At 64.9% G+C, this 25,261-nt stretch carries 25 protein-coding genes; 10 read left to right on the top strand and 15 right to left on the bottom strand.

What is annotated here, in order from left to right:
* Nucleotides 1–76: 76 nt before the first annotated feature.
* Nucleotides 77–961, bottom strand: a complete 885-nt coding sequence (locus AC3IT0_RS14980; RefSeq protein WP_489320530.1) for a glutamate ABC transporter substrate-binding protein — start codon at nt 959–961, stop codon at nt 77–79.
* Nucleotides 962–1,034: 73 nt separating this feature from the next.
* The gene (locus AC3IT0_RS14975) at nt 1,035–1,790 is read right to left on the bottom strand and encodes an amino acid ABC transporter ATP-binding protein (protein ID WP_489320529.1); all 756 of its coding nucleotides are present in this window, start codon (nt 1,788–1,790) and stop codon (nt 1,035–1,037) included.
* 116 nt (nt 1,791–1,906) lie between these two features.
* On the opposite strand from AC3IT0_RS14975, the gene AC3IT0_RS14970 reads away from it, so the two are divergent.
* The 4 genes from AC3IT0_RS14970 to AC3IT0_RS14955 all read left to right on the top strand — a co-directional run bounded on the left by AC3IT0_RS14970 (nt 1,907) and on the right by AC3IT0_RS14955 (nt 4,757).
* Nucleotides 1,907–2,689 (top strand): LOG family protein, encoded by a 783-nt coding sequence (locus AC3IT0_RS14970; protein WP_489320528.1) that lies wholly within the window; start codon nt 1,907–1,909, stop codon nt 2,687–2,689.
* A 23-nt stretch (nt 2,690–2,712) separates the two neighbouring features.
* A complete protein-coding gene (locus AC3IT0_RS14965) occupies nt 2,713–3,111 on the top strand; it encodes a DivIVA domain-containing protein (RefSeq protein ID WP_489320527.1) in 399 nt (132 codons plus the stop codon).
* The gene (locus tag AC3IT0_RS14960) at nt 3,108–4,355 is read left to right on the top strand and encodes a hypothetical protein (protein ID WP_489320526.1); all 1,248 of its coding nucleotides are present in this window, start codon (nt 3,108–3,110) and stop codon (nt 4,353–4,355) included. Before AC3IT0_RS14965 ends, AC3IT0_RS14960 begins: the two co-directional genes overlap by 4 nt.
* A gap of 234 nt (nt 4,356–4,589) precedes the next feature.
* Entirely contained in the window at nt 4,590–4,757 is a 168-nt protein-coding gene (locus tag AC3IT0_RS14955; RefSeq protein WP_009357720.1) for a DUF3117 domain-containing protein, read from the top strand.
* An 82-nt stretch (nt 4,758–4,839) separates the two neighbouring features.
* On the opposite strand, the gene AC3IT0_RS14950 is transcribed toward AC3IT0_RS14955, so the two are convergent.
* Entirely contained in the window at nt 4,840–5,472 is a 633-nt protein-coding gene (locus tag AC3IT0_RS14950; RefSeq protein ID WP_489320525.1) for an O-methyltransferase, read from the bottom strand.
* Nucleotides 5,473–5,699: 227 nt separating this feature from the next.
* Between AC3IT0_RS14950 and sigE the strand changes: the two genes are divergently transcribed.
* The 3 genes from sigE (at nt 5,700) to AC3IT0_RS14935 (ending at nt 7,663) form a co-directional block, all read left to right on the top strand.
* The gene (sigE, locus tag AC3IT0_RS14945) at nt 5,700–6,317 is read left to right on the top strand and encodes an RNA polymerase sigma factor SigE (protein ID WP_489320524.1); all 618 of its coding nucleotides are present in this window, start codon (nt 5,700–5,702) and stop codon (nt 6,315–6,317) included.
* Between the two features lie 8 nt (nt 6,318–6,325).
* Nucleotides 6,326–7,183 carry an anti-sigma factor gene (locus AC3IT0_RS14940; RefSeq protein WP_489320523.1) on the top strand — a complete coding sequence of 286 codons (858 nt, stop codon included), beginning with the start codon at nt 6,326–6,328 and terminating at the stop codon, nt 7,181–7,183.
* A 69-nt stretch (nt 7,184–7,252) separates the two neighbouring features.
* Nucleotides 7,253–7,663 (top strand): twin-arginine translocase TatA/TatE family subunit, encoded by a 411-nt coding sequence (locus AC3IT0_RS14935; RefSeq protein WP_489320522.1) that lies wholly within the window; start codon nt 7,253–7,255, stop codon nt 7,661–7,663.
* A gap of 30 nt (nt 7,664–7,693) precedes the next feature.
* On the opposite strand, the gene AC3IT0_RS14930 is transcribed toward AC3IT0_RS14935, so the two are convergent.
* Genes AC3IT0_RS14930 through AC3IT0_RS14920 form a run of 3 tightly spaced genes read right to left on the bottom strand, consistent with a single transcriptional unit; the run spans nt 7,694 to nt 10,849 of the window.
* On the bottom strand, nt 7,694–8,821 hold the full coding sequence (locus tag AC3IT0_RS14930; protein WP_489320521.1) for an Mrp/NBP35 family ATP-binding protein: 1,128 nt from the start codon (nt 8,819–8,821) through the stop codon (nt 7,694–7,696).
* A gap of 11 nt (nt 8,822–8,832) precedes the next feature.
* Nucleotides 8,833–9,573 carry a DUF1003 domain-containing protein gene (locus tag AC3IT0_RS14925; protein ID WP_489320520.1) on the bottom strand — a complete coding sequence of 247 codons (741 nt, stop codon included), beginning with the start codon at nt 9,571–9,573 and terminating at the stop codon, nt 8,833–8,835.
* On the bottom strand, nt 9,566–10,849 hold the full coding sequence (locus AC3IT0_RS14920; RefSeq protein WP_489320519.1) for a magnesium transporter MgtE N-terminal domain-containing protein: 1,284 nt from the start codon (nt 10,847–10,849) through the stop codon (nt 9,566–9,568). The genes AC3IT0_RS14925 and AC3IT0_RS14920 overlap by 8 nt, the downstream gene beginning before the upstream one ends.
* Before the next feature lie 77 nt (nt 10,850–10,926).
* Between AC3IT0_RS14920 and AC3IT0_RS14915 the strand changes: the two genes are divergently transcribed.
* The gene (locus tag AC3IT0_RS14915) at nt 10,927–11,856 is read left to right on the top strand and encodes a YflT domain-containing protein (RefSeq protein ID WP_489320518.1); all 930 of its coding nucleotides are present in this window, start codon (nt 10,927–10,929) and stop codon (nt 11,854–11,856) included.
* A gap of 121 nt (nt 11,857–11,977) precedes the next feature.
* Here the strand turns inward: AC3IT0_RS14915 and AC3IT0_RS14910 are convergent, their stop codons facing one another.
* The 4 genes from AC3IT0_RS14910 to AC3IT0_RS14895 form a co-directional block, all read right to left on the bottom strand.
* Entirely contained in the window at nt 11,978–12,811 is an 834-nt protein-coding gene (locus AC3IT0_RS14910; protein ID WP_489323810.1) for a carbohydrate ABC transporter permease, read from the bottom strand.
* An 80-nt stretch (nt 12,812–12,891) separates the two neighbouring features.
* Entirely contained in the window at nt 12,892–13,878 is a 987-nt protein-coding gene (locus AC3IT0_RS14905) for a carbohydrate ABC transporter permease (protein ID WP_489320517.1), read from the bottom strand.
* A 33-nt stretch (nt 13,879–13,911) separates the two neighbouring features.
* Complete coding sequence (locus AC3IT0_RS14900) at nt 13,912–15,276, bottom strand: ABC transporter substrate-binding protein (RefSeq protein ID WP_489320516.1); 1,365 nt, start codon at nt 15,274–15,276, stop codon at nt 13,912–13,914.
* A gap of 203 nt (nt 15,277–15,479) precedes the next feature.
* Complete coding sequence (locus AC3IT0_RS14895; RefSeq protein WP_489320515.1) at nt 15,480–17,078, bottom strand: aminopeptidase P family protein; 1,599 nt, start codon at nt 17,076–17,078, stop codon at nt 15,480–15,482.
* A 70-nt stretch (nt 17,079–17,148) separates the two neighbouring features.
* Between AC3IT0_RS14895 and AC3IT0_RS14890 the strand changes: the two genes are divergently transcribed.
* Complete coding sequence (locus AC3IT0_RS14890) at nt 17,149–17,994, top strand: PHP domain-containing protein (RefSeq protein ID WP_489320514.1); 846 nt, start codon at nt 17,149–17,151, stop codon at nt 17,992–17,994.
* Between the two features lie 6 nt (nt 17,995–18,000).
* Here AC3IT0_RS14890 and AC3IT0_RS14885 read toward each other — a convergent pair whose 3' ends face one another.
* Complete coding sequence (locus AC3IT0_RS14885) at nt 18,001–19,320, bottom strand: serine hydrolase domain-containing protein (RefSeq protein ID WP_489320513.1); 1,320 nt, start codon at nt 19,318–19,320, stop codon at nt 18,001–18,003.
* A 273-nt stretch (nt 19,321–19,593) separates the two neighbouring features.
* Between AC3IT0_RS14885 and AC3IT0_RS14880 the strand changes: the two genes are divergently transcribed.
* On the top strand, nt 19,594–19,980 hold the full coding sequence (locus AC3IT0_RS14880) for a hypothetical protein (RefSeq protein WP_489320512.1): 387 nt from the start codon (nt 19,594–19,596) through the stop codon (nt 19,978–19,980).
* Between the two features lie 57 nt (nt 19,981–20,037).
* Here AC3IT0_RS14880 and AC3IT0_RS14875 read toward each other — a convergent pair whose 3' ends face one another.
* The 4 genes from AC3IT0_RS14875 to thiE form a co-directional block, all read right to left on the bottom strand.
* A complete protein-coding gene (locus tag AC3IT0_RS14875) occupies nt 20,038–20,910 on the bottom strand; it encodes a DNA-methyltransferase (protein WP_489320511.1) in 873 nt (290 codons plus the stop codon).
* Between the two features lie 8 nt (nt 20,911–20,918).
* Nucleotides 20,919–22,613 (bottom strand): DEAD/DEAH box helicase, encoded by a 1,695-nt coding sequence (locus tag AC3IT0_RS14870; protein ID WP_489320510.1) that lies wholly within the window; start codon nt 22,611–22,613, stop codon nt 20,919–20,921.
* Between the two features lie 293 nt (nt 22,614–22,906).
* Entirely contained in the window at nt 22,907–24,412 is a 1,506-nt protein-coding gene (locus AC3IT0_RS14865; RefSeq protein WP_489320509.1) for an RNB domain-containing ribonuclease, read from the bottom strand.
* 64 nt (nt 24,413–24,476) lie between these two features.
* Nucleotides 24,477–25,253 (bottom strand): thiamine phosphate synthase, encoded by a 777-nt coding sequence (gene thiE, locus AC3IT0_RS14860; RefSeq protein ID WP_489320508.1) that lies wholly within the window; start codon nt 25,251–25,253, stop codon nt 24,477–24,479.
* Nucleotides 25,254–25,261: the final 8 nt, after the last annotated feature.

The raw sequence follows: 25,261 nt of genomic DNA, 5'->3' as shown, positions 1-25,261 counted from the left end.
CGTGGACGGGAGCGAAGATGGGAGCGGCGGTTGCCGGAGCCGCGGTGAGCGGACTCCGGCAACCGCCTGGTGTTACTCAGTAACGGTTGAGGGCGGGGAGTTCCGGGGCAGTCTTGATGACGGTGCCGGCGGTCGCTTCCCAGGCCTTCTTGTAGGACCCGTCCTTGCCGAACGCTTCCAGCTGGTCATTGATCCAGTTGCGGAACTCGGTGTCGTCCTTCTTCAGGCCGATGCCGTAGGGCTCCTTGGTGAAGGTTTCGTCCGAGGCCAGCTTGAAGGCGTCCGGCTCTTTGTCCACAAACCCGGCCAGGATCACGTTGTCCGTGGTGATGGCCTCGACCTGCTTGTTGCGCAGGGGCTCAAGGCACGCCGAGTAAGTGGCAGCCGGAGCGAGGATTGCTCCGTACTTCTCCACGATGGTGGCTGCCGGGGTGGAGCCGGTCACGGAGCAGACCTTCTTGCCCTTGACGTCCTCCGGCTTCTTGATGGAGGTGTCGTCCTTGTTGACCATCAGCGCCTGGCCGGCCTCGTAGTACGGGCCGGCAAAGCTGACAACCTGCTTGCGCTTGTCATTGATGGTGTAGGTGGCGATGACCAGGTCAACCCGGCCCTGTTCAATGAACGGCTCCCGGTTGGCGGAAACAGTCTCCGACCATTCGATCTTGTCCGCGGCGATTCCGAGCTTGGCGGCAACGAGCTTGCCGATTTCGACGTCAAAACCGATCGGCTTTCCGTCCAGGCCCACCTGGCCGAACAGGGGCTGGTCATACTTGGTGCCGATCTTGATGGTTCCGGCTGAGGAGAGTTTCGCCATGGTGGAGCCCGCAGCGAAGGTCGGCTTCTCGGCAACGGTGGGGTCGCCGGTGGTTCCGGGTCCGCCGCCGCATGCGCTCAGGGACAGCGCCAGGGCTGCGGATGCTGCTACCAGGAGGGATTTCCTCCGGGTCAAAAATGCCTTCATGACATTCCTTTCATTGGTCGGCCGTGGGTCACGGCCTGGGTGCGAACTGGAGTGTGTGTTCGTTGATGGAAAATCAGTGGGTGAGCAGTTTGGACAGGAAGTCCTTCGCGCGGTCACTCTTCGGATTGGTGAAGAATTCCTCCGGCTTGGTGTCCTCCACGATCTGGCCGTCGGCCATGAAGACCACCCGGTTAGCGGCCTTGCGCGCAAAGCCCATCTCGTGGGTGACCACGATCATCGTCATGCCTTCCTTGGCCAGCTGGACCATGACGTCCAGGACCTCACTGATCATTTCCGGGTCCAGGGCCGAGGTGGGCTCGTCGAACAGCATGACCTTGGGCTTCATGGCCAGTGCCCGGGCGATGGCAACACGCTGTTGCTGGCCGCCGGACAGCTGGGCCGGAAGCTTGGGAGCCTGGTGACCCACACCCACGCGTTCCAGCAGCGCCATGGCTTCCTTGTCCGCCTGCGCCTTGGGCACGCCCTTGACCTTGATCGGTCCCAGGGTCACGTTCTCCAGGATGGTCTTGTGGGCAAACAGGTTGAATGACTGGAACACCATGCCGACATCGGCCCGCAGCCGGGCGAGCTCCTTGCCTTCTGCTGGGAGGAGCTTGCCGTCGATGGCGATGTTGCCGTCGTCGATGGTTTCCAGACGGTTGATGGCACGGCACAACGTGGACTTTCCTGAGCCTGACGGGCCAATGACCACCACCACTTCGCCCTTGCGGACGTGGAGATTGATGTCCTTCAAAACGTGCAACTGACCGTAATGCTTATTCACACCATTCAGGGAGACGAGCGCATCGCCGGGCACATGAGTAGTCATAAGAAGAATCTAGCGAACATTGCCCGGTTATGAGGTGAATCACGGCAAGTTCGCGCGGATCGTGATTCAAGAGATACCTGCCACAGGCACGCTGGCCTTGGCATTAGCCTAGGGGGATGAGCATCAACGCAGATCCGGCCAAAACCTCCCAGCCGCGCCGTAAGGGGCCCCTTGAACTCCGTCGCAAGCAGGCGGCTGTGGAAATGTCTGACCAGCGTCTGCTTGATACCAAAGGCGCAGGACAGTTCGTCCATTCAGACCCCTGGCGTGTCCTCCGGATCCAGAGCGAGTTCGTCGAGGGGTTCGGCGCGCTTGCCGATCTGGGGCCCGCCGTCAGTGTTTTCGGCTCGGCGCGCACCAAACCTGGCAGCCCGTACTACGAAATGGGCATGGAGGTAGGCCGGAAGCTGGCAGCCGCGGGCGTGGCCGTCATCACCGGCGGCGGCCCGGGCTCCATGGAGGCCGCCAACCGCGGCACTGTGGAAGGCAACGGCGTCTCCGTCGGCCTGGGCATTGAACTGCCCTTCGAGCAGGGCCTGAACCAGTGGGTGGACCTCGGCATTAACTTCCGCTACTTCTTCGCCCGGAAGACCATGTTCGTCAAATACGCCCAGGGCTTCATCGTTCTTCCCGGCGGGCTGGGAACGCTGGATGAACTCTTTGAAGCCATGGTCCTGGTCCAGACCCGGAAGGTGACCTCCTTCCCGATCGTGCTCCTCGGCGTCGACTTCTGGGGGCCGATGATCGAATGGATCAAGGGCACCCTCGTGGCGGAAGGAATGGTCTCCGCAAAGGACCTGGACCTCATTCAGGTGGTCGACGATCCCGCCGAAGCGGTCCAACTCGTGCTCCACGGGACACCCCCGATTCCCACGAACGGAGAGCAACGGCCCGAATAGGACGCGGCCCCATATCTGGCACGATGGGTGCTGTGAGTTTTTTCCTGGTCTACCTCGCCATCGTGCTGATCGCCGCCACCCTGTGGGCAGGCGCCGGTGGCCGCCGCGGCATCCTGCGCAGCCTCCGCCGGAGCAGTGAACGTGCCGCCGGCGCCGAGGTCCCGGAGAATCCGGTTCTCTACCCGGGGTTCGCACAGCCGCCGGCCAACCTTCCGCCGGTGCTGCTGCCGGCAGAGGCTGCCCCGGCCGACGTCGACCGTGTCCGCTTCTCCCTCGGCCTGCGTGGGTACCGGATGGACCAGGTGGACCAGGTCCTTGACGAGTTGCGGGACCAGATCGCGGCCAAAGACGAAGAAATGGGCAGGCTCAGGGCACGGCTGCTGGAAGCAGAACGGGCGGCGCACCCGGAGGCCGGCGCTTGAGCACTGACACGGGGGACCGGACAGGCCCGACGGCGTTGATCACCGCATTCAGCGCCCGCGCCGCGGGTGCGGTCCAAGGCTGGCCTTGGTGGCTGCAGGTTGCCGTCCTGTATGCCGCTTCCCGTCTGGTCAGCGCCTGCATCTTTATGGCCGCAGCCCTGCACCAGGGGCCCAACCCGTGGTTTCCGGCCGTCCCTGACTACTGGAACTTCATCAACATCTGGGATGCGCGATGGTACGGCCGGATCATCACCGACGGTTATCCCGCACCGCTTCCAACGGATGCCGCCGGTAACGTGCAGGAAAACGCGTGGGCGTTCTACCCGCTCTTCCCGGCCCTGGGCCGTGCGCTCGCAGGGCTGACCGGAGCCAGCCCTGCCGCGGCACTGACGGTCGTCGCCATGCTGTCGGGGTTGGGGGCGGCGCTGGCTGTGTACTGCCTGTTCAGGCACAAGGCTTCGCACGCTGCGGCGCTTTGGGGCGTGGTGTTCTTCGCGAGCTTTCCGGTGTCCGCCATTCTCCAGGTCCCGTATGCGGAGCCGCTGACGGTTTTCCTGTTGGCCGCGGCGCTGCTGCTCGTCATCAGGCGGCATTATGTCGCGGCCATGCCGGTGGTGCTGCTGCTGTGCCTCTCCCGTCCGGTGGGCGTTCCCTTTGCCGCGATGGTGGGGCTCCTCTTCCTTTGGCGAGCCGTGGAACGGCGGCGCGGGGAGCGGCCGGGCACCCACAGCCTGGGGGAGCTGGCCTCCCTGGCGGGCCTTACCGTTGTGTGCGGGGCCTCAGCACTGCTGTGGCCGGCAGCGGCCTGGGCCGCCACTGGAGACATTGAGGCGTACACCAAAACCGAAACTGTGTGGCGGGGCCACGACCTGGTGCCGTTCAAGCCCTGGTTCGACACCGGCGTCGACCTCTTTGGTCCCGTTCTGGGGATCGTGGCGCCCTTCGTCTTTGCGGGTCTCTTTGCGCTCCTGCTGTTCTCCCCGCCGGTGGTCCGGCTCGGCGTGGAAATGCGCCTGTGGTGCGCCTGCTATGTGGGTTACCTCCTGCTGTTCCTCCACCCCCAGACCAGTACTTTCCGGATGCTGCTTCCGCTGTTTCCGTTGGCCCTGGCTGCCGCGCTGCTGTCCCGGTCCAAGGCCTACCGCGGCACGGTCCTGACCATGTTTGTCCTGCTCCAGATCGTGTGGATCGTCTGGCTGTGGGCATGGGCGCAGCTTCCGGGCGGCGGCGATTATCCGCCGTGATCGCGGGCGGCGCCTGGCCACCGGATTAGGGAATCCGACGCGGCCGTAAATCTCCATCGATTAGCTACGCGCGGGTCATTACGGGATAATAGTAAGTAAGCAGGGACAAAAGCATTCAGAAATGTTCAGCAATGGCGGCATCAGTACGGGCCGCCATAGCGGCTTGATTTGACCGTGCGGACACAGCCCATCCGGGCTGATATGTCCTGGGACTAAATGGAGGGGAAATTCCTCATGGCGGCTATGAAACCACGCACCGGCGACGGCCCTATGGAAGTCACCAAAGAGGGCCGCAGCCTGATCATGCGCGTACCGCTCGAAGGCGGCGGACGGCTTGTGGTGGAACTGAACGCTGCGGAGGCGGCCAACCTTAAGGAATGCCTCGTCGGCGTGACTGAATAATCCTGTTCGGCGTTGCCGAATAATCCCGCAGGGCGAGGGTCCGCAGCCAACCGGCTGCGGACCCTGGCTTTTTCCTGCGGATTTACTTCTTGACGGCGACCAGCAGTCCGTCGCCGGTGGGAAGCATCGCGGACGCCAGGCGGTCGTCGTCGCGGATCGTTTTACCCACTTGGCGGAGCACAACGGTGTTGGCCTCCCGGACGGCCGGATTGGCCACGCGGTCCTTGTCCAGCGCGTCATTGATGATGAGCAGCCCGCCGGCCTTCAGGAGCCGGACGGCCTGTTCCATGTAGCCGGGCAGGCCGGGCTTGTCGGCGTCGACAAACACCATGTCATAAGCGGAGTCGGTCAGGCGCGGCAGGACATCGCCGGCGCGGCCGGAAATAGTGCGGGTGCGGTTGGCCGGACTGCCAGCCTCTGAAAAAGCCTCACGTGCCGCCTTCAGATGTTCCACGTCCACGTCGATGGTGGTCAGCACGGCCTGCGGTCCAAGCCCCCGCAGGATGCAAACCCCCGAGACGCCTGCGCCTGTTCCGATTTCGACGGCGGTCTGGGCCTTCGAACCCGCAGCCAACACGGTCAGGACCGCACCAACACCTGCGCCGATGGGCGTCACGCCCAGTTCGAAGGAGCGCTCCCTGGCACGAAGCATGACCTCATCCTCTGCGGGCAGATCTTCTGCATAGGACCAGCTCGTGGATTTGTCGGCGCTCATGTGATTCGCTTTCTGGGCGGCAGGGGAGTGTTTAGTACAGCCTACTGTGTGCGGGGGTGCCAGCCGCGGAAGGGAATCGTTGCGCCTTTGGCTGAAGAAACGCGCCGGTCAGGAAATTCCCAGCCAACTTTGAAATGATGGATATCCGCTCATCCGTGTGGTGATCGGCGCCGAACCAGAGATGTCAAAAGTATCCGGGCGATAGCAATCCACGATGGGAGTGGACGATGTCAGCATCAGATATGGCACCTGTCCCTGCAACGCAAGTTTCCGCTGCTGCATGGGTCAGGCCCACCTGGGAGGAAGTGGTGGCCAACCACTCCGCCAAGGTCTACCGGCTGGCTTACCGCCTGACCGGAAATAAGTTCGACGCCGAGGACCTCACCCAGGAGGTGTTCGTCCGCGTCTTCCGGTCACTGGAGAATTTCAAGCCAGGGACACTCGATGGCTGGCTGCACCGCATCACCACCAACCTGTTCCTGGACCAGGCGCGCCGGAAAACCCGCATCCGGTTTGACGCGCTGGCAGAGGACGCCGAGTCCCGGATCCCCGGGCGGGAGCCCGGACCGGAACAGAGTTTTGAACTGAACAACCTGGACCTCGATGTCCAGGCTGCCTTGGAAGAGCTGCCCCCGGACTTCCGCGCCGCCGTCGTGCTTTGCGATCTGGAGGGCCTGTCCTACGACGAAGTGGCCGCTGCACTGGGTGTCAAGCTGGGTACCGTCCGTTCCCGTATCCACAGGGGCCGGACCATGCTGCGCGAAAAGCTGGCCCACCGCGATCCCCGGCCTCAGCAAGGACGCAAGCCGAAGCTTTCGCTGCCGCGCATCGCCAGCATCCTCTGATCGGCACCATGACGCCCCAGAACCCCTTCGGCCGCCGGCATCACCGCGGCGCCGACCACGTGCAGACCTGCGCAGAATGTGCGGCGGCGCTGAAGCGTGAACGCCAGTACATCCAGCGCCTCCGTGACGCGGCCGTGCCGCCTGCCAGCGAGGACCTGACGGCCCGGCTGCTGGTCAGGACGCAGCTGCTCGCGGCCGCGCCGGAGCCAGCCCCGAGCCAGTACCGGGCCGCGAGAGTCTTGGCACTTGCCGCCGGCGGGACAGCCGCAGCCGCTGGAATTCTTGCCGTCAGCGCGTTTGCGCTGGCGGGGGACAGCCTGCCTGTCGCCCAAACGGCCATCAGCGGGAGCCTGGTGCAGCATACGGCCCAGCTGCCGGCCGACGGCAGGGAGCTCAGTGCCCAGCAATTGTTGGCCCTTCGCTCGGAAGGCTGGGTCTGTCCGGAACTGGCGTCACTCGGCTTCCACGTCCGGAGCGCCAATGCCATAACGCTCAATGGGCGGCCAGCGGTGGAAATGCACCTGTCCGATGGGCGGCACTATGCCACCATCGTGGAACAGCATCCCGCGGACGCCGAGCAGATCGCCGGTCAGAACGAGGGGAAGCTGCTGGTCAGCAGCCTGGCGCCCTGGACGGCCACCGTTGAGACCACGGCAGGCATTTTCACGGTGAAGTCCGACCTCCCGGCGGAGCAGGCCGATGACGCCGTCCCAGTGCTGCAGCGGCTCAGCGTCCTCGCCGTGGAAGGAATTAACGCGGGTGCCAGCACAGCGCCTGCCGCGTCCGCGGTGACCGCGGCGGACGACTCCCCCGGCGCCCGGATGGAGCGGGGAATCCGCAAACTCGGGGCGATCCTGGCTCCGTGATGCAGGCACTTTGCGACGCTGGCGGGCAGGAATCGTCAGCGGGGCTCTGGAGAGGGTAATCTTCCTAAAGTGTTTGGAATCAACGGTCCGGAGTTCTTCCTCTTGCTGATCATCGGTATCCTGGTGATCGGTCCCCAGCGCCTGCCCGAATACACCCAGAAACTTGCGAATCTCGTGAAGGAAGTCCGCCGGATGGCCTCCGGTGCACGGGAGCAGATCAAGGAAGAAGTGGGCATCGACATTGACGATGTCGACTGGAAGAAATACGATCCCCGCCAGTATGATCCGCGGCGCATCATCAAGGAAGCCCTCCTGGACGACGACGCCAAACCCGTCAGTGCCGGCGCTCCGGCCGCGGTCGCTGCCGTCGCCGGTGCAGGGGCGGTTGCCACAGGCGGGGCGGCTTCCTCCCGTCCGGAACGTGTGGTCCAGTCGCTGCCGCCGGGCGAACCCGCGCCGTTCGATACCGAAGCCACCTAGGCCCCATCGCCTCTGGTTGGCAGCTCTGTATTAACGCGGCTGCAGCCCCAGCTTCATCCCCGTCAGGCCCCTCGGCCTGGCCGCAAGTTTTCCGGCAATTTCGGTGAGTGCAATGGCAGCCGGAGTCTCTGGCCGGCCAAGCACGATGGGTGCGCCGGCGTCGCCGCCTTCCCGCAGCAGGATGTCCAGCGGAATCTGTCCCAGGAGCGGCACTTCCTTGCCCACCGTCGTCGTGAGTCTTTCGGCGAGGACCGCCCCGCCGCCGCTGCCAAATAGCTCCATTCTGCCGCCGTCGGGCATTTCAAGGTACGACATGTTCTCGATGACGCCGGCCACCGTCTGGCCTGTCTGGGTGGCGATGGCGCCGGCGCGTTCGGCGACGTCGGCAGCTGCGGCCTGCGGCGTGGTGACCACCAGGATCTCGGCCTTCGGCAGCAACTGGGCCACCGAAATCGCGATGTCACCGGTGCCGGGCGGCAGGTCGAGGAACAGGGCATCGAGGTCGCCGAAGTAGACGTCGGTCAGGAACTGTTCCAGGGCCCGGTGGAGCATCGGCCCACGCCACGCAACCGGCTGGTTTCCGGCGACGAACATGCCGATGGAAATCACTTTCACGCCGTAGGCCACCGGCGGCAGGATCATGTCGTCCACCCGGGTGGGTGCCTGCGTGATGCCCATCAGGGCCGGAACCGAGAAGCCGTGCACGTCGGCGTCCACGATGCCCACCCGGAGCCCTTGGGCGGCCAGGGCGCAGGCCAGGTTGACCGTCAGGGATGACTTGCCCACGCCGCCCTTTCCGCTGGCCACCGCGAACACCTTGGTCAGCGACCCCGGCTCGTTGAACGGAATCCCGCGCTGGCCGGAGGCGCCGCGGAGTTGTTCCTTCAGGGCGTCCCGCTGGGCCTGGTTCATCACTTTCAGTTCAACCTCGACGGCGGTCACGCCCGGAACTGCCGAAAGCGCCTTTTCGGAGTCGGCAGTAATGGTCCCGCGCAGGGGACAGCCCGCGATGGTAAGCAGGACGGCCAGCCTGACCTTGCCGTCCGCAGAGATGTCCACGGACTCCACCATGCCCAGTTCCGTGATGGGACGGCGGAGCTCAGGATCGATCACAGTGGCCAGTGCAGCGTGGACTGCCTGCTCCAGGGGGGCGCTCATTCGCAGCAGGCTCAGCTTTCGGGGGTAGGGGTGTGCTTCGGGCCGGCGCCCTCCTGGGCTGCCTGGTCCGTGGCGGCGTGGTTGGGGTTGACCTTGGGAATCTGCTGCGTGCGGGGGTGCCGCTGTTTGTCGCGCTTTTCCTTCAGTTTTTCCTTGACCTTCTCACGCGGGGACTCATGGCTGCCGACTCCGGAAGGATCGTGAGTGCGCAATTCCTCCTGCGCTTCGAGCATGTCTTCCAGAAGCGATCGCAGTTCCGCCCGGACGTAGTCGCGGGTGGCAACCTCGCGCAGCGCGATCCTCAGTGAAGCCAGCTCCCGGGTGAGGTACTCGGTGTCGGCCAGGTTGCGTGCCGCCTGCTGGCGGTCCTGCTGGAGGGAGACCCGGTCGCGGTCATCCTGGCGGTTCTGGGCCAGCAGCAGCAGCGGGGCCGCGTACGAAGCCTGCAGCGAAAGCATAAGGGTCAGGAGAGTGTAGCCCAGGGCCTGGGAGTCGAACTGCCATTCCTCGGGCGCGAAGGTGTTCCAGACCAGCCAGATGACAACGAAGACTGTCATGTAGACCAGGAAGGTCGGCGTGCCCATGAACCGGGCGAAGCCTTCCGTGGCGTGGCCGAACGCGTCCGGATCAGGCGAGAACTTGGGCAGGATGCGCTGGCGTCCGCTCAGGGGCGTATCGAGCCCGCCCTTTGCTGCTGCTTTCCCTTGGCCGCGCTGGCTGCCGGGACTCTTGGGGGCGCCGGTGTCAGCCAATGCGGCCTCCCAGTTTTCTTATCGGGGCTTCGCCATCATAGGCGCGCCAGTCATCCGGCAACAGATGATCCAAAACGTCATCAACAGTCACCGCCCCCACGAGCCGGCCAGCGTCATTGACCACGGGAAGGCAGTTCAGGTTGTAGGTGGCGAGGGTGCGCGCCACCTCGCTGATGTGGGCCTGGTCGGAGACCGGTTCAAGGTTCTTGTCCACGAGGTTGCCCAGGGGTTCCGGCGGCGGATAGCGGAGCAGCTGCTGGATGTGGACTACGCCCAGGAACCGGCCGGTGGGGGTTTCCAACGGGGGCCGGGCGATGAAGATGGACGAAGCGAGGGCGGGAGAGAGTTCCTCACGGCGGACGTGGGCCAGGGCCTCTGCGACAGTTGCCTCCGGGGGAAGGATCACCGGGACAGGCGTCATCAGGCCGCCAGCGGTGTCCTCGTCGTATTCGAGGAGCCGCCTGACGTCCTCGGCGCCTTCGGGTTCCATAAGCTGGAGCAGTTGTTCCGCCTGGGCTGTGGGCAGTTCGCCGAGGAGGTCGGCGGCGTCGTCGGGATCCATCTCCTCCAGGACGTCGGCCGCGCGCTGGACGTCAAGGGCGGACAGGATTTCCACCTGGTCGTCCTCGGGCAGCTCCTGCAGGACGTCGGCCAACCTTTCATCCTGGAGTTCGCTGGCCACTTCGAATCGGCGTTTGTCGCTCATTTCCTGCAGCGCCTCGGCGAAGTCTGCGGGTTTGAGGTCCTCGTGGTTGGCCACGAACTGGGTGGCTGCCTGTGGTTCGGTGCGCGCGCCCTGGAGGGCGTCGGCCCAGTCGATGATCATGGTCTCGTTCCGGCGCAGCCGGCTGAGCGGGGACAGGGAATGGCCCCTGCGGACGAACAGCTTGCTCACGAACCAGTCGCGGGACCGGTGCTGGTCCATGGCGATGTCCTCGATGGTGGCGTCGCCGCTGCCGTCCCGGAGCGTGACACGGCGGTCGAACATTTCCGCAACCACCAGCGTCTCCGCACCGCGCTGCTCAAAGCGCCGGAGGTTCACCAGGCCCGTGCAGATGATCTGTGTCTGGTCGATGGAGGTAATGCGTGTCATCGGCACGAAGACCCGCTTTTTGCCGGGAACTTCGACGACGATGCCCACCACGTGCGGGGCGCCGCGGCTGCCACGCGAGAGCACCACCACATCGCGCAACCTGCCCAGGCGGTCGCCCAAAGGGTCGAAGACGTCAAGACCCAGCAGGCGGGCCACGAAGACGCGCGAAAGATTTGTGCTCACGTCTACAGGCTACCGAGTCTGCTCTCTTTTAGCTGAATTTACAGGCGGCGTACATGCTGATGGGCAAGAATGGGTGTATGTCAAACATTTTTGGTGCTCCAAAGGCCGGTGGCCCCAACGGGCCCGACGACGCCCGCACGGTGCCCACCGGCGACACCGTAGGCTCGTACACTTCCTACTTGGACGCCCAGAAGGCGGTGGACTACCTCGCCGACCAGCAGTTCCCGGTCCACATGGTTTCGATCGTGGGCAACGAGCTGAAGATGGTTGAGCGGGTGACCGGTCGCCTGAGCTACCCTCGGGTGGCTCTCTCCGGGGCCCTCAGCGGTATGTGGTTCGGCCTCTTCGTTGGCGTGATGCTTTCGTTCTTCGCACCGTCGCCCGGCTATTTCTCCATCCTGGCGTCTGTGCTGATGGGGGCTGCCTTCTTTATGCTGTTCGGCATCGTCACGTATGCCATGCAGCGCGGAAAGCGGGATTTCACCTCCACCAGCCAGGTGGTGGCCACCAACTACGACGTTGTGGTGTCGGTGGAAGCCGCCCATGAAGCGCGCCGGCTGCTCCAGCAACTGCCCATGACCCGCTCGGACGCAGCTGCCGCCCCGTACAATCCGCAGGGCTACCACCAGCAATACGGCCAGCCGGGTCAGCAGCCCGGCCAGCAGGGCAATCAGCCTGGTCCGGCGCCCGCACGCCCTGCCAGTTGGAATGACCCCTACGGACAGCAGGGCGCTGGTGCTCCGGGCCAAGGGACGCCCCAGGGCGCCGGGCCGGACCAGGGCACGCAGCCGGAGGCAGCGGCCCAGCCAGTGCAGGCCCCTGCGGCCGCCGTTCGCTACCCGGACCTCCCTGACGGCCGGCCACAGTACGGCGTCCGCGTCACAGACCAGGCCACCACAGGCCAGTCCGGCACGGAACAGTCGGGCTCAGAACAGCCCGCCGCAGATCGGTCCCGGACGCAGACCCAGCCTGACTCCGCCAAGGACTCCGGCGAATCCACACCGTAGGCCACGCCGCCGGAGGCCTGTTTTATCCGTGGCCGCGGAGCAAGGCCCGCGGTACACAAACAACTCCGCCCGGTACCGCAGTTGCTGTACCGGGCGGAGTTGTTTGTGGTTCAAGGCTGTCTTACTTGACGCCGCCGGCTGTCAGGCCGCCAACGAGGTACTTCTGGAACATGAAGTACAGCACCACCACGGGGACGGCACAAACCAGCGAAGCTGCCATCAACTGCGAGTACACAGGGATTGCTCCGCCCTCAACCGCGGACGCGAACACCTGCAGCGCAACTGCGGCTGTGTGCGTGTCCGGGCGGGTGAACACTGACGCGAACAGCACGTCATTCCAGCCCAGCAGGAAGGCGAAAATCGCGGAAACGATGATTCCCGGCCAACTGAGCGGAATGATGATCCGGAACAGAATCCCGAGGTTGGAAGCGCCATCGATGCGTGCCGCTTCCTCCAATTCCCGCGGCAGGCCGCGGAGGTAGGTGACCATCACCCAGGTTGAGAACGGCAAGGCGAACGTCAGGTAGGCGATAAACAGGCCCCAGAGCGTGCCGATGACGGTCACACCCAAGTAAGTGCCTGCGGAGGAGAAAAGCACAAAGACCGGCAGGAGCATCAGGGTGCCCGGGACGGACTGGAGGCCCAGCAGCCCGCGCAGCACCGTCAGGCGCCCGCGGAACTCAAACCGCACCAGTACATAAGCCGTGCCGATGGCCATAATGGCCGAGACGACTGCCGTGGCTCCGGAGACGATCAGGCTGTTGCCGATGGCTTTCGCCAGCCCCACGGAATCCCAGATCTTGGTGTAGCTGTCCAACGAGAAGCTGCTTGGCCAGAACTCGCCGCTGGCGACGCCCACGTCCGTGTTCAGCGAGGCCAGGAAGATATACAGGATAGGAACCAGCACCAGGGCGCAGAGCAGGACGGTGAGCGTAGCCAGCAGCGGCCTCGGCATGAGGCGTGTAACCTCCAGGGCTGCGTCACGCCGGATGGGTTGCTTCTTCTGCTGCTCGATCGGGTTTGCCGCGTCGATGGTCACTTCTTTCCTCCTTCGTGCACATCAAGCCGGACTGCGCGCAGGTAGATGAAGAGCGGAATCGCGATCAGGATCAGCGAAACGACCGCCATGGCGGCGCTGAGGCCAAACCGGAAGCTCTGGAAACTGGTGACGTAAACCAGGATCGGCAACACGTTCACATCCGACGGTGCCGGCGCACCAAACAGGACATAGGGGAGGGTGAAGTTGTTGATGTGGTTCAACGTGGCAAGCAGGAAGGCGAGCGAAACCGGTCCCTTGAGGTAAGGGAAGATCACGTACCGCAGCTTGTTCCACCACAGTGCCCCGTCCAGTGCCGACGCCTCGTGGACCTCGTGGTCCACCGCCTGCAGGCCGGACAGTGCCAGCAGGTAGATGAACGGCCAGGCCGCCCAGATTTCCACCCACACCAGTGTCCAGTACGCGTTCGGGCCGTTAAGCCACAATCCGCCGCCCATTCCCATATTGGTCAGGGTCACGTTGACGATGCCATCTGGCTGCAGCATGGTCCGCCACACGCTGGCCACCACAAACGACGGCAGGACGTAGGGGATCAGGAACACGGAGCGCACCAGGGCACGGCCGCGGTAGGCGTTTTGGGTGACGACGGCGGCGGCCACGCCCAGCGGGACGGTCACCGCCGTGGAAATCACCGCGAAGGAAACAGAGAGCCAGATGGAGCGGAGCAACTCGCTGCTGAGTGCCGCTTCAATGTAGTTCTGAATGCCAATGAATTCGGCACTGACCCACTGGCGAAGGGTGTACTGATCCAGATCGATCAGGGACATCCAGATGCCCATGGCCAGGGGGACGAGGATGACAATCGTCATCAGCAGTCCGCCGGGGATCAGGAGCCAAAGAGGCCGGTTCCTCTCGCTGAGCCCCTTTCGTCGCTTCCCAGGGGGTGTGGTTTCGCCGGGTCCGGCGGACGCCCCGGCCACCGGACTGCTGTCCGATGGCCGGGGCTCGGTAACGCTGCTAGCCATTTTCCGTAACCTTCCGCAGTTGGTGGGTCGGTCTTACTTCTTGGCCCGGTCCAGTGCGGTCTGCGATTTGGCCTGTTCGTCCTTGAGCCGCTGGGACAGGTTGGAGTCGCTGACGGCACCGGAGGAAAGATCCGGAATGGACTGGACAACCACGTTGGTCAGTGACAGCTGGACATCGCCCCACGCGCCGCTGAACGGCGTCGCAACGGACTTGGCACCCGACTCAAGGGCCGGCGCAATCACTTCGTTGGTTGCAAGTTCCTTTGCGGCTTCCTGGTTGGCGGGAAGCTGGCCGAAGACCTTGAAGTAGTTGAGCTGGACATCCTTGTCGGTGATCATCTTGATGAACGCGAAGGCGAGGTCTTTCTGCTTCGAGTAGTCAGCTACCACGAGGTTGTCACCGGAAAGGATGCTGGCGGCAGGCTTGCCGTCCGAAGGGTTGGAGGTCTCGCCCGGGGGAACTGTGGGCATCAGGGCATACTTGTACTTGCCCTTGACGGCCGAGGCATCGAGGGCGGGGATGGACAGCGGCGAGGTCATGGGGAAGTACGCTGCCTTGCCGGCTGCGAAGGCGGCCAGGGCCTGCGGGTTGGCCCACCCAACGGAGGCGGGATCGACCACCTTGTCCTTGGTCACCCAGCCGAAGTAGGTCTCGTAAGCCTTCTTGGTGATGGGGTCATCGAGACGGACCTCGGTTCCGTCAATGATGGGGTTGCCGGCCTGGATGGACATGCCCCAGATGTACTTCCAGGGGTCGAAGTTGTCCTTGTAGGCCACGGCAACACCGTACTGGTCGCCCGTGGTGAGCTTCTTTGCCTGCTCGGTGAATTCATCCCAGGTGGTGGCAGGCTTTTCGATCCCGGCAGCTGCCAGCAGCTCGGTGTTATAGGCCATCACGAACGGCCGGCTTACGAACGGGATACCGATCTGGTTGCCTTCGTCCGGACCGGAAATGCCGAGCGCCGCGGGAACGAACTTGTCCTTGCCGCCAAGCTGGTTCCATTCGTTGTCACCGAGTTTCACGAACGCCCCGGTGGAGTAAGCCGTGGGGGTGAACGTAGTACCGAGCCCGTAGACGTCAGGACCCTGGCCCGAGACGACTGACGTTTGGATCCGGGTCATCTCGTCATTGGCGCTGGCGAACGTTTCCCACTGGATGTCGGCTCCGGTTTCCGCCTTGAACTTGGCGCTCATTTCCTTGAACCAGGCCTGCTGTTCCTGAGGGTACTGTGCGGTGACGCTCATCAGGACGTTAAGCGTTTTTCCAGTGCCGTCCACCTTGCCGCCCGTGGCGCCGGAGGTGGTACCGCCTGTGCCGCCCGAGCCGCCGCATGCGGCCAGCATAAGGACGGAAATGGCCGCTGCGGCGATAGTGCCAATGCGACGCGGTTTAGACATACCCATGAGACTTCTCCTTTGAAGACATACATTGCGGCAGAGACCCGAGACTAAAACTCAGTCTACGATTTTCTTTCTCTGCGGCTAGGGTATTCATCAGCGCCAACTTTTGGCAAGCGATTGCCAAAACTGTTATGAGAGCTTCACCCAAGGGTATGGACGTCCAGCGCATCACGGCGGTGATGCGCTGGACGCAACTGCTTCTAGCGGATGTCTCCGGTTGCCAAACCAGCGTCCAGTTCCTGGTAGATGCCTGCCATCCAGGACTGCACGTCGTCGGCCTTGCGGGGCAGCGCGGCGCTGAGGTTCACCGGACCGTCGGCCGTCATCAGGATGTCGTCCTCGATCCGCACCCCGATGCCGCGGTACTCCGCCGGGATGGCCAGGTCCTCGTTCTTGAAGTACAGGCCGGGTTCGATGGTGAAGACCATGCCCTCCGTAAGGATCCCGTCGAGGTACAGTTCGCGCTTTGCCTGGGCGCAGTCGTGGACATCCAGGCCGAGGTGGTGGCTGGTGCCGTGGGGCATCCAGCGGCGGTGCTGCTGGCCTTCGGGGCCGACGGCTTCCTCGACACTCACCGGGAGCAGTCCCCACTCGGCGAGGCGTTCCGCCAACACATTGGTGGCGGCGGTGTGGATGTCCCGGAACCTGGCACCCGGCTGGGCAGCAGCGAATCCGGCGTCGGCGGCATCCAGGACTGCCTCGTAGACCTTGCGCTGGACTGCGGTGAACGTGCCGTTGACCGGCAGGGTCCGGGTGACGTCCGCGGTGTAGAGCGAGTCCGCTTCAACGCCCGCGTCCAGCAGCAGCAGCTCGCCGGCGTTGATCCTGCCGGTGTTCCGAGTCCAGTGCAGGACGGTGGCGTTGTTGCCGGCGGCGGCGATGGTGTCGTAGCCCAGTTCGTTGCCTACCTCGCGGGCACGGGCAAAGAACGCACCTTCGACGACACGCTCGCCACGGGCATGGGTCAGGGCGCGGGGCAGGGCTTTGACTACCTCCACAAAGCCCTCAACGGTCGCCGCTACCGCCGTCATCATCTGTTCGATTTCCCACTCATCCTTCAGGAGGCGGAGTTCGGACAGCGCTTCGGAAAGCTTTTCATCCAGTGCATCCAGGACGGCGAGGTCCAGGTTGTCCGGGTCCTTGGCAGTGTTGTACCGGGCGGTATCCACGAGGGCGTCGATGTTCTCGTCCACCTTGCGGACCAGCCGGATGGAGATGCCGCCGATCTCCGGGGCGCCCACGTTCTTGGTGATCGCGGACTCAAGTCCATCGATGTGGGCGGTGGCCAGGCCCAGCCGCGCTTCAAACTCGGCAAGCGTGGGCCGGGCACCGATCCAGAATTCGCCGGAACGGGAGTCAGCGTAGAACTGTTCTGTGTCCCTGCCGGCCAGCGGTCGGAAGAACAGCGTGGCACGGTGGTGGCTGCCGCCGTCGCCCTTTCCTTCACCGGCGGGTTCCAGAATGAGGACGGCGTCCGGCTCGTGGTCCAGGCCCAGGCCGGTGAGATGCGCAAACCCCGAATGCGGACGGAACCTGTAATCGCAGTCGTTGGAGCGGACCTTCAGCGGACCGGCGGGGATGACCAGGCGTTCGCCTTTGAACTTCTCCGAGATGGCCTTGCGCCGGGCCGCGGCGTAGTGGGCCACGGCGTCGAGCACCGGAAGGTGTTGCTCGGAAGGCGCCCAATTGCTGGCCATAAAGGCCTTGAAGGCAGCGGAACTGGGCCGCTGAGAGCGGTTGTTGACGCGCTCGTCGAGGGGCTGGGAGGCAGAGTTCAGGGTATTTTCGGCATCGTTCACGGCACCATCGTCTCACCAGCACCGAGACTAGGGCCAATACCCGAGCGACGCGGTCAACTAGGCTGGGGAAGTGAGGATTGACCTGCATGCCCACTCGAATGTTTCGGACGGCACCGAAACCCCCGCCGACGTGATGGCTTCGGCTGCCCGGGCGGGCCTGGACGTGGTGGCACTGACCGACCATGACTCCACGGACGGCTGGGCCGAAGCATCCCTCGCGGCGCTGGAAAACGGGGTGGCGCTGGTTCCCGGCATGGAGGTTTCGTGTCGGACCGCGCAAGGCATCAGTGTTCATCTGTTGAGTTACCTGCACGATCCTGCCCACCCTGGGCTGCTTGACGAGATCACCAAGGCCAAGGACGCGCGCCTCACCCGGGCCGAACGCATGGTGACCCTGCTCGCCGAAGACTACCCGCTGACGTGGGACGACGTCATCCACCACGTGGCTCCCGGGGCCACCCTGGGCCGGCCGCACATCGCTGATGCTTTGGTGGCGGCCGGCGTGGTGGCGGACCGCTCGGAGGCGTTCACGTCCATCCTGACATCCCATTCGCGCTACTTTGTCCAGCACTACGCACCCGATCCCGCCACCGCCGTCGAACTGGTCCGTGCCGCTGGTGGTGTTCCCGTGTTCGCGCATCCCGTGGCGTCCGGCCGGGGCCGGATCGTGGCGGAGCGCACCTACCGCGACATGATCGACGCCGGCCTGGTTGGCCTGGAGATCGACCACCGCGACAACCCCGAGGAGGGGCGGGAATTCCTCAGGGGCCTCGCAGCCAAGCACGGGCTGCTGATTACGGGCTCCTCTGATTATCACGGCACCGGCAAGCCCAACCTGTTGGGGGAGAATCTCACCACTGCGGAGGTGCTGGCTCGGATTGAGGAGCTGGGCACGGGGACTCCGGTGGTGCGCTGAGACGTACTACCTGCCGGGGTTCGGGACAAAGGGGTGCCCCAGGGCCGTCGACAGTCCGACGAACATGCGGGTGGCCGGGGACGAGCACGGGAGGTCTTCCGGATTGTCGATGAGCGTCGATGACTCGCTGCAACTTCCCGAGGCGATGTCACTGTTGACGAGAACCACCACCGAGGTGTCCGACGTAGTGTCGTAGTACAGGGTGGCGTTGAAGCCGGGCAGTTCGCCGGTGTGGCCCACCCACCCGCCAACGCACGCGAAGCCGAAACCGTAGCCGGCCGGTTCCGGGAAGGACCGCAGGCGTTTAGCTTGGGTCGCCGGGGACAGGAGGCCCTGCCCGGTGCCCAGTGCCCGGCCGTACACCAAGAGGTCCTGCACGGTGGAGATCATTGCCCCGGCAGTCCACCCAAAGGAGGGGTTCCAGTTCGTGGCATTGGCAGGATTCTCCGGCGTACCGCTGCCCTGGAGCGTATAGCCCTGCGGGTGCGGCGCCGGAATGGCCTGTGAGTCGCCGGGCCAGCTGGTGCCCTTCAGCCCCAGCGGCGCCAGGATCCTCTGCTGGAGGACGTCCGCAATGGGCTGTCCGGTCACGTTCTCGATCACCTTGCCCAACAGGACCGTGTTCGTGTTCGAGTAATTGAATTTCTCGCCTGGGCTGAAGATGGGCGAGGCCGAGACACCGTAGGCAACCAGCTGATCCGGCGTGAAAATCGTCTCCGGATGCGCGAAATAGACGTCCAGGAAGGCCTGGGTGTAGTAGCTGGCGATCCCGCTGGTCATGTTGGCCAGCATCTTCAGGGTGATCGTGTTTCCGTTCGGAATACCCGGGTAGAACTTGTCGATGGTGTCATTGAGCGACAGCTTGCCGTCCTCGGCCAGCTGGAGGATCAGCGTGCCGGTGAATGTCTTGGTGACGGAGCCGATCCTCAGGTGCATGTCCGGGGACATGGCTGCGTTCGTGGTGGGGTCCGCGAAACCGTACGAACTGGTCCAGATCCCTTCGGGCGTGCGTACGCCAACAATCGCTCCGGGGGCGGCTGCTTCCTTGAAGGATGACCGTGCTGCGGCATCGAGGGAGGCTGCCAGGGATGCCGGGAGTGCCGCTCCCGTTGAAGCAGGGGCTGCGATAACCGTGGCGACATCGGAAACGCACTGCGCGGCAGCGGCGGCTGGCGATGTGGCTGCAGCGGTTGGGCTTGGTGGGTTTGTGCGGGGTGGAATGCCGTCAGGCGTGGCGGTGCAGCCGGTCAACAACAGCACTGCGGCCATCCCCACCGGGATGAACCGGGAGTGGCGGGTCCTCCGTGTTTTGCTCACACCGGCCATGGTGGACCCCTGTTCCTTGAGCCAGACGCCGCGGTATGTTCCCTTAGGCGAGCCGGCCCGGTTGGGAGGGCCGGCTCCGGATATTCTGTGGCACGCCATGGTGCCTGTCAACGGCAATGGCAAAGGCCCGTGGGGAGTCGCCCGGGGGTTACGCTAGCGTATTGACTAATCGTCATCTCTGAGTATTCTTGCCCTTGCTGGGGAGCGGCGGTTTGCACTGCCATCAAGGTCTCGTCGTCATGCACTATCCATAACGGTAGACGGAGAGAAACCATGTTTAGAAAGTCACTCGCTGCAGCTGGGCTTGCTGCCGCCTTTATGTTTGTTCCCACCGCCGCCAATGCGCTGGACTGCGTCAACGTCAGCAGGCCGCCCGCTGCCTGCGGCGCCGACTGTACCGCGGGACCTGTTATCAACGGAAACTGGGTTTGGCTCCCCAGTGTCTTCCCCGGAGAGGCTGAAGTCTGGGCATTTGTCCCGCCGGGAACGCTCAAGGCGATGGCCCCGGACTTCCCCATCGGCCAGAAAGGCAACTTCCAGAGCGGCGACGGCCACGCCCTGCTGGTCAACGCCATCTGCAATTCCAAGGGTTCTGTGTTGATGAACCGGCAAACCGAGCACGGCATCCAGCTGCTGGGAGGCTGTGTGGGAGGCCACTGACGCAAGTAGGTCGCATTTAATGTCGTTATGGGCGCCCATAACGACATCTAATGCGACCTAGTTGGGCGGGAACGACGTAAAGGTTGCCTTGGCGCCCAGCCGCTTGGACATCACATCGATCGCCGGTTGGTTCTGGTCCACGCAGACGAACTTCCGGTCGAGTTTGGCCGCCACGGCGCCGAGGGTTCCGGAACCGGCGAAGAAGTCCAGGCACCAGTCACCGGGCCGGCTTGACGCCGACACTACGCGGCGGATGAGGCCCTCGGGCTTCTGCGTGGGGTAGCCGGTCTTTTCCTTGCCCGTGGGGGAGACGATGGTGTGCCACCACACGTCGGTGGGCAGCTTGCCGAGTTCCCGCTTCGCCGGTGTCACCAGGCCGGGCGCCATGTACGGCTCGCGGTCCACCTCGGCGTTGTCGAAGTGGTATTTCGCCGGGTTCTTGACGTACACGAGGATGTTGTCGTGCTTGGTGGGCCAGCGGTACTTGGCGCGGGCGCCGTAGTCGTAGGCCCAGATGATCTCGTTGAGGAAGCACTCCCGGCCGAAGATCGCGTCAAGCATCACCTTGGCGTAATGGACTTCGCGGTAGTCCAGGTGGAGGTAGAGCGTGCCGTCGTCGGCCAGCAGCCGCCATGCCTCAACCAGCCGGGGTTCCAGGAACGACCAGTAGTCGCTGAAGGCGTCATCGTACCGGTGCAGGGCGCCCTTGATGGTGTCGTAGGAACGCCCCTTGAAGCCCACGCGGTCGCCGTCGCCGTCGGTGTTCAGCACCATCCGCGTTTCCTGGCGCTTCTGCACCCTGCCGGTGTTGAACGGCGGGTCAACGTAAATCAAGGTGAAGGCGCCGTCCGGCAGCGAGGGGAGGAACTCCGCGTTGTCCGCGTGAACCACCAGGTTGCTGCCGTCCGGCGCCCAGACGGTGTCAGTCATCGGGGCTGTTATGCCTCGGTGCTGCCGGGCTGCGCGCGGGTGTCGGCGCCGGCCACCACTTCGCCGTTGCGGCGGCGGGTGCGGGTCCGGCTGCGGCGGGCACGGGGGTCCACTTCGCCTTCGGCCGGTGCCGCAGCAACCTGCTCCGGGGCGGGACCGGTGCCGGCGGTTGCAGTGTCGGTAGTACGACGACGGCGCTCACCGGAGCGTCCGCGGGGCTCGCCGGTGCGGCGGCTGGTGCTGTCGCGACCACCGGTGCGGCCGGCGTCGCGGTTGCTGTCGCGCCCGCCGTCGCGCCCACCGCTGGGGCGGGTGTTCTTCTTGCCGGTCTCGCCCAGGTCCTCAAGGACCTCGGCGTCGACGCCGGCCAGCACGCGCTTGTTGCGGGGCAGGCGGCCCTTGGTGCCTTCAGGGATGTCCAGCTCTTCGTAAAGGTGCGGGGAGGAGGAGTACGTTTCCACGGGCTCCGGGACGCTGAGTCCCAGGGCCTTGTTGATCAGGCCCCAGCGCGGCATGTCGTCCCAGTCAACGAAAGTCACGGCGGTGCCCTTGTTGCCGGCGCGGCCGGTGCGGCCCACGCGGTGCAGGTAGATCTTCTCGTCCTCAACGCACTGGTAGTTGATAACGTGCGTGACGTCGTCGACGTCGATGCCGCGGGCGGCGACGTCGGTGGCCACCAGGACGTCCACCTTGTTGTTGCGGAAGGCCCGCAGGGCCTGCTCGCGGGCGCCCTGGCCCAGGTCCCCGTGGATGGCGGCGGCGGCGAAGCCACGGTCCACGAGCTCCTCGGCAACCTTCGCGGCGGTGCGCTTGGTTTTGGTGAAGATGATGGTGCGGCCGCGGCCGCGGGCCTGCAGGATGCGGGCAACAACCTCGATCTTGTCCATGCTGTGGGCGCGGTAGATGAGCTGGCGGATGTCGCGCTTGGTGAGACCCGCGTCGTCGGGATCAGCGGCCCGGATGTGGGTGGGCTGCGTCATGTAGCGGCGGGCCATGGCGATGACCGGGCCCGGCATGGTGGCGGAGAACAGCAAGGTCTGGCGGACCGCAGGCGTGGCGGCGATGAGCGTTTCCACGTCCGGGAGGAAGCCGAGGTCCAGCATTTCGTCGGCCTCGTCAAGGATGACCATCTTGACGTTCTTCAGGACGAGGTGCTTCTGCTTGAACAGGTCGATGAGGCGGCCGGGAGTACCGACAACAACTTCGACGCCCTGCTGCAGGGCCTCGACCTGGGGCTCGTAGGCGCGGCCGCCGTAAATGGTAGTGATGCGGGCGTTGCGCTTGCGGGACGCGTTCTGGAGATCGTTGGCCACCTGGACGGCCAACTCGCGGGTGGGCACGATGACCAGGGCCTGCGGTGCGCCGGGAACGGCGAGCTTGTCGTAGCCGGCGTCGTCCGGACCAATTACGCGCTGCAGGGCGGGAATGCCGAAGCCGAGGGTCTTGCCGGTGCCGGTCTTGGCCTGCCCGATGATGTCGTGGCCCGAAAGCGCCACCGGCAGGGTCATGGCCTGGATGGGGAAGGGGTGGGTGATCCCGGCGTCGGCAAGGGACTCCACGATGTCGGCGCGGACGTTGTAGTCAGCGAAGGATTTCTCCTCGATCTCGTGCGGCTTCTCGTCCGAGATGATGGTTTCTTCGGGTTCGATCGTCTCGATGCCGGAGTCGTCAGTCAGGATCTGGTGGGTATGCAATTCACTCACAGGGGAGTTTCCTTATTCATTTGGGCATTGGCGCTGCCTGCTCAACGGGCCGGCCAACGTGGCCGTTCCGGAGCACGCTCGAAGCGCGCAAGCAAATCCAGTGGAAGCCGATCGCGGGCTGTCAAAATGCTGGCACTGGTGACCAACGGGTGCATCTCAAGATCGCGTAGGGGCGGGCTTGTTGAATTCAAAATCAAGGAAATCAACGACCGGGCATCCATATCTACTTCTTCAGTCTAGCCGTACGGACCATGAATCCCGGCTTTGGGCCGATCAGGCAGGGCGGAAACCCTTCAGGCCAGCAGCTCGAAGTGGACCTCGCGGGCAGCAATATCGGAGGAGATCAGGCGGACCCGCACCTTGGTGCCGGATTCCAGGTCGCCGCCGCACCGGGCCGTCACGGCGGGTTCGGCGATCTGGATGATCCCCGAGGGGCCGTTCCCGTTTTTTGCGGCACCGTTCTTTGAGCCGTTGCCGTTTTTCCCGCCGCCGTTGCCGTTGTCTTTTTGCGGCTTGGAGCCGGAAATGACGATCGCATCGAATTCCTGGCCCACGTGGTTGACCAGGAGTGCAGCCTCCACAGTGTCCAGCGCCATGCGTTCCATCCGCGATGCCAGCTGGTCGGATCCGGCCATGATCTCCGGCAGGGACGGCAGGGCTTCCCGCGCCCAGTCCGGTACCTGGTTGCCGTTGCTCAGGGCTTCGCAAATCACCAGGACAAAGCGGTCGATAAGACGCCGTAGCGGTGCCGTGGTGTGGGCGTAGGCGGCGCCGATGGCGGCCTGGATGGCGGCTTCCGGGACTGTGCCGTCAAACGCCGTGTAGCTGGCGCCGCGGAACAGCATTCCGGCGGAGTGCAGGATGGCCAGTTGCCGGGGCTCTGTCGGATCAAGGCTGCGGAGGTATTCGCCGTAGCTGATTTTGCCGTCCCATGGCTTACCCAAGGCCTCGGTCTGGAGGCGGAAGTGACGCAGGGAGCGCTCGTCCGGGGCGGGCATGGTGCGCAGGATGCCCACTTTTCCTGCCAGCATGAGGTCTGCCGCCGCCATCCCCGTCATCAGGGAAATCTGGGCGTTCCAGTCCTCCACCGGCAGCTGCGGCGCGGCGGCAATCCGGTAGCCGCCGTCGGGCAGTTGCACGATTTCCTGCTCAGGCATGTTCAGGCTGGCGCCGCCACGCTGCCGCTCCAGTTCAACGCGCTTGAGGCCCACTTCCTTCAGGAGCTGCAGGACAGGTCCGGCCGTTCCGGCGTCGAGTTCGGCCTGGACTCCCTTGTAGCTCAGCTTGGCCCGGCTGCGGATGCTGGCCCTCCGGACGCTCACGGTGGAGACCTGAGCGGCGTCGTCCAGCCCGAAATCCCACACGAAGGCGGAACACAGCTGCCCGGCCAGGAGGCTGCCGGCCCCTTCGCTGATGACCTCCGGATGCAGCGGGATCCGGCCGTCGGGGGCGTAGAACGTCTGGCCGCGGCGCCGGGTCTCCGCATCCAGTCCGCCGCCGGGGCGGACAAAGGACGGCACGTCGGCGATGGCGTACCGCACCCGGTAGCCGGTGCCCGCGCGCTCGATGAACAGCGCCTGGTCCAGGTCAGTGGACGACGCCGGATCGATGGTGAGGAAGTCCACGTCCGTCAGGTCAGCACCCGGCAACTCGTGTGCGGCCACTGCCGCTTGCGCGTCCCGGACCGCCTCCGCCGGGTATGGACCCGGCAGTTCCAGCTCGGTCCGCAGGGCGCTCAGCGCCGCCGCGAGGTCGTTGGTCTGCTCGTGGACATTCGGGGCCAACCTATGATGTGACACGAAAATCAGGTTAGCCCGATTTCCACGTATCGTGCACGCCCGCCGTCCGCCACGCGGGGGATTGTCAGGACGCGCCCGCGTCCAGGGCGGCAAGGAGTGCCGCGGCCGCAGCCGCGGGGTCGGAGGCATCGGTGATGGCACGCACCACAACGATCCTGCCTGCGCCGGCCTCCACCACCTGCTCCACGTTGCCGAGGTCGATGCCGCCGATGGCAAACCAGGGCAGCGTGGCCTGGGTGCCACCGGCGGCGCGGACTGCTTCGGCCGCATACCGCACCAGGTCAAGGCCGACGGCGGCCCGGCCGGGTTTGGTGGGCGTGGCCCAGACCGGTCCAACGCAGAAGTAGTCCAGGCCGTGTTCGGCAGGCAGCCCGCCGGACAGCCGGATGGCGCCTTCGATCTGCTCGGCAGTGTGCGTGGAAAGCCCGATTGTTGCGGGCGGGCCGAGCAGGGTGCGGGCGGAAGCGACCGGCAGGTCCTTCTGCCCGATGTGGAAGACGGGGGCGCCGGACAGCAGCGCGATATCGGCACGGTCGTTGACGGCCCACAGCTTCCCGTGGCGTTCGGCCGCGGCCCGAAGCACGGCCAGCAGCTCCAGCTCCTCCGCCGCCTCGATCGCCTTGTCGCGGAGCTGGATGATGTCCACGCCGCCGGCAAAGGCCGCGTCCACAAACTCGCCAAAGTCCCCGCGGTCCCGGCGCGCGTCGGTGCACAGGTACAGCCTTGCGCTGTGCGGGAGGCCGGTGACTATGCCGCCGGCGGGGACTGTTCCGGCTAAGGTTTCGGGAGTGGACGAGGTGGCGGAGGGCGTGCCTGCAGCGGCGAAGGATTGCGCGTTCATGGAAACAA

The organism is Pseudarthrobacter sp. KH_020_B (genome assembly GCF_057840185.1).
Note: the sequence above shows the minus strand (reverse complement) of the source record. Positions and strands in the feature narration are given on the sequence as shown.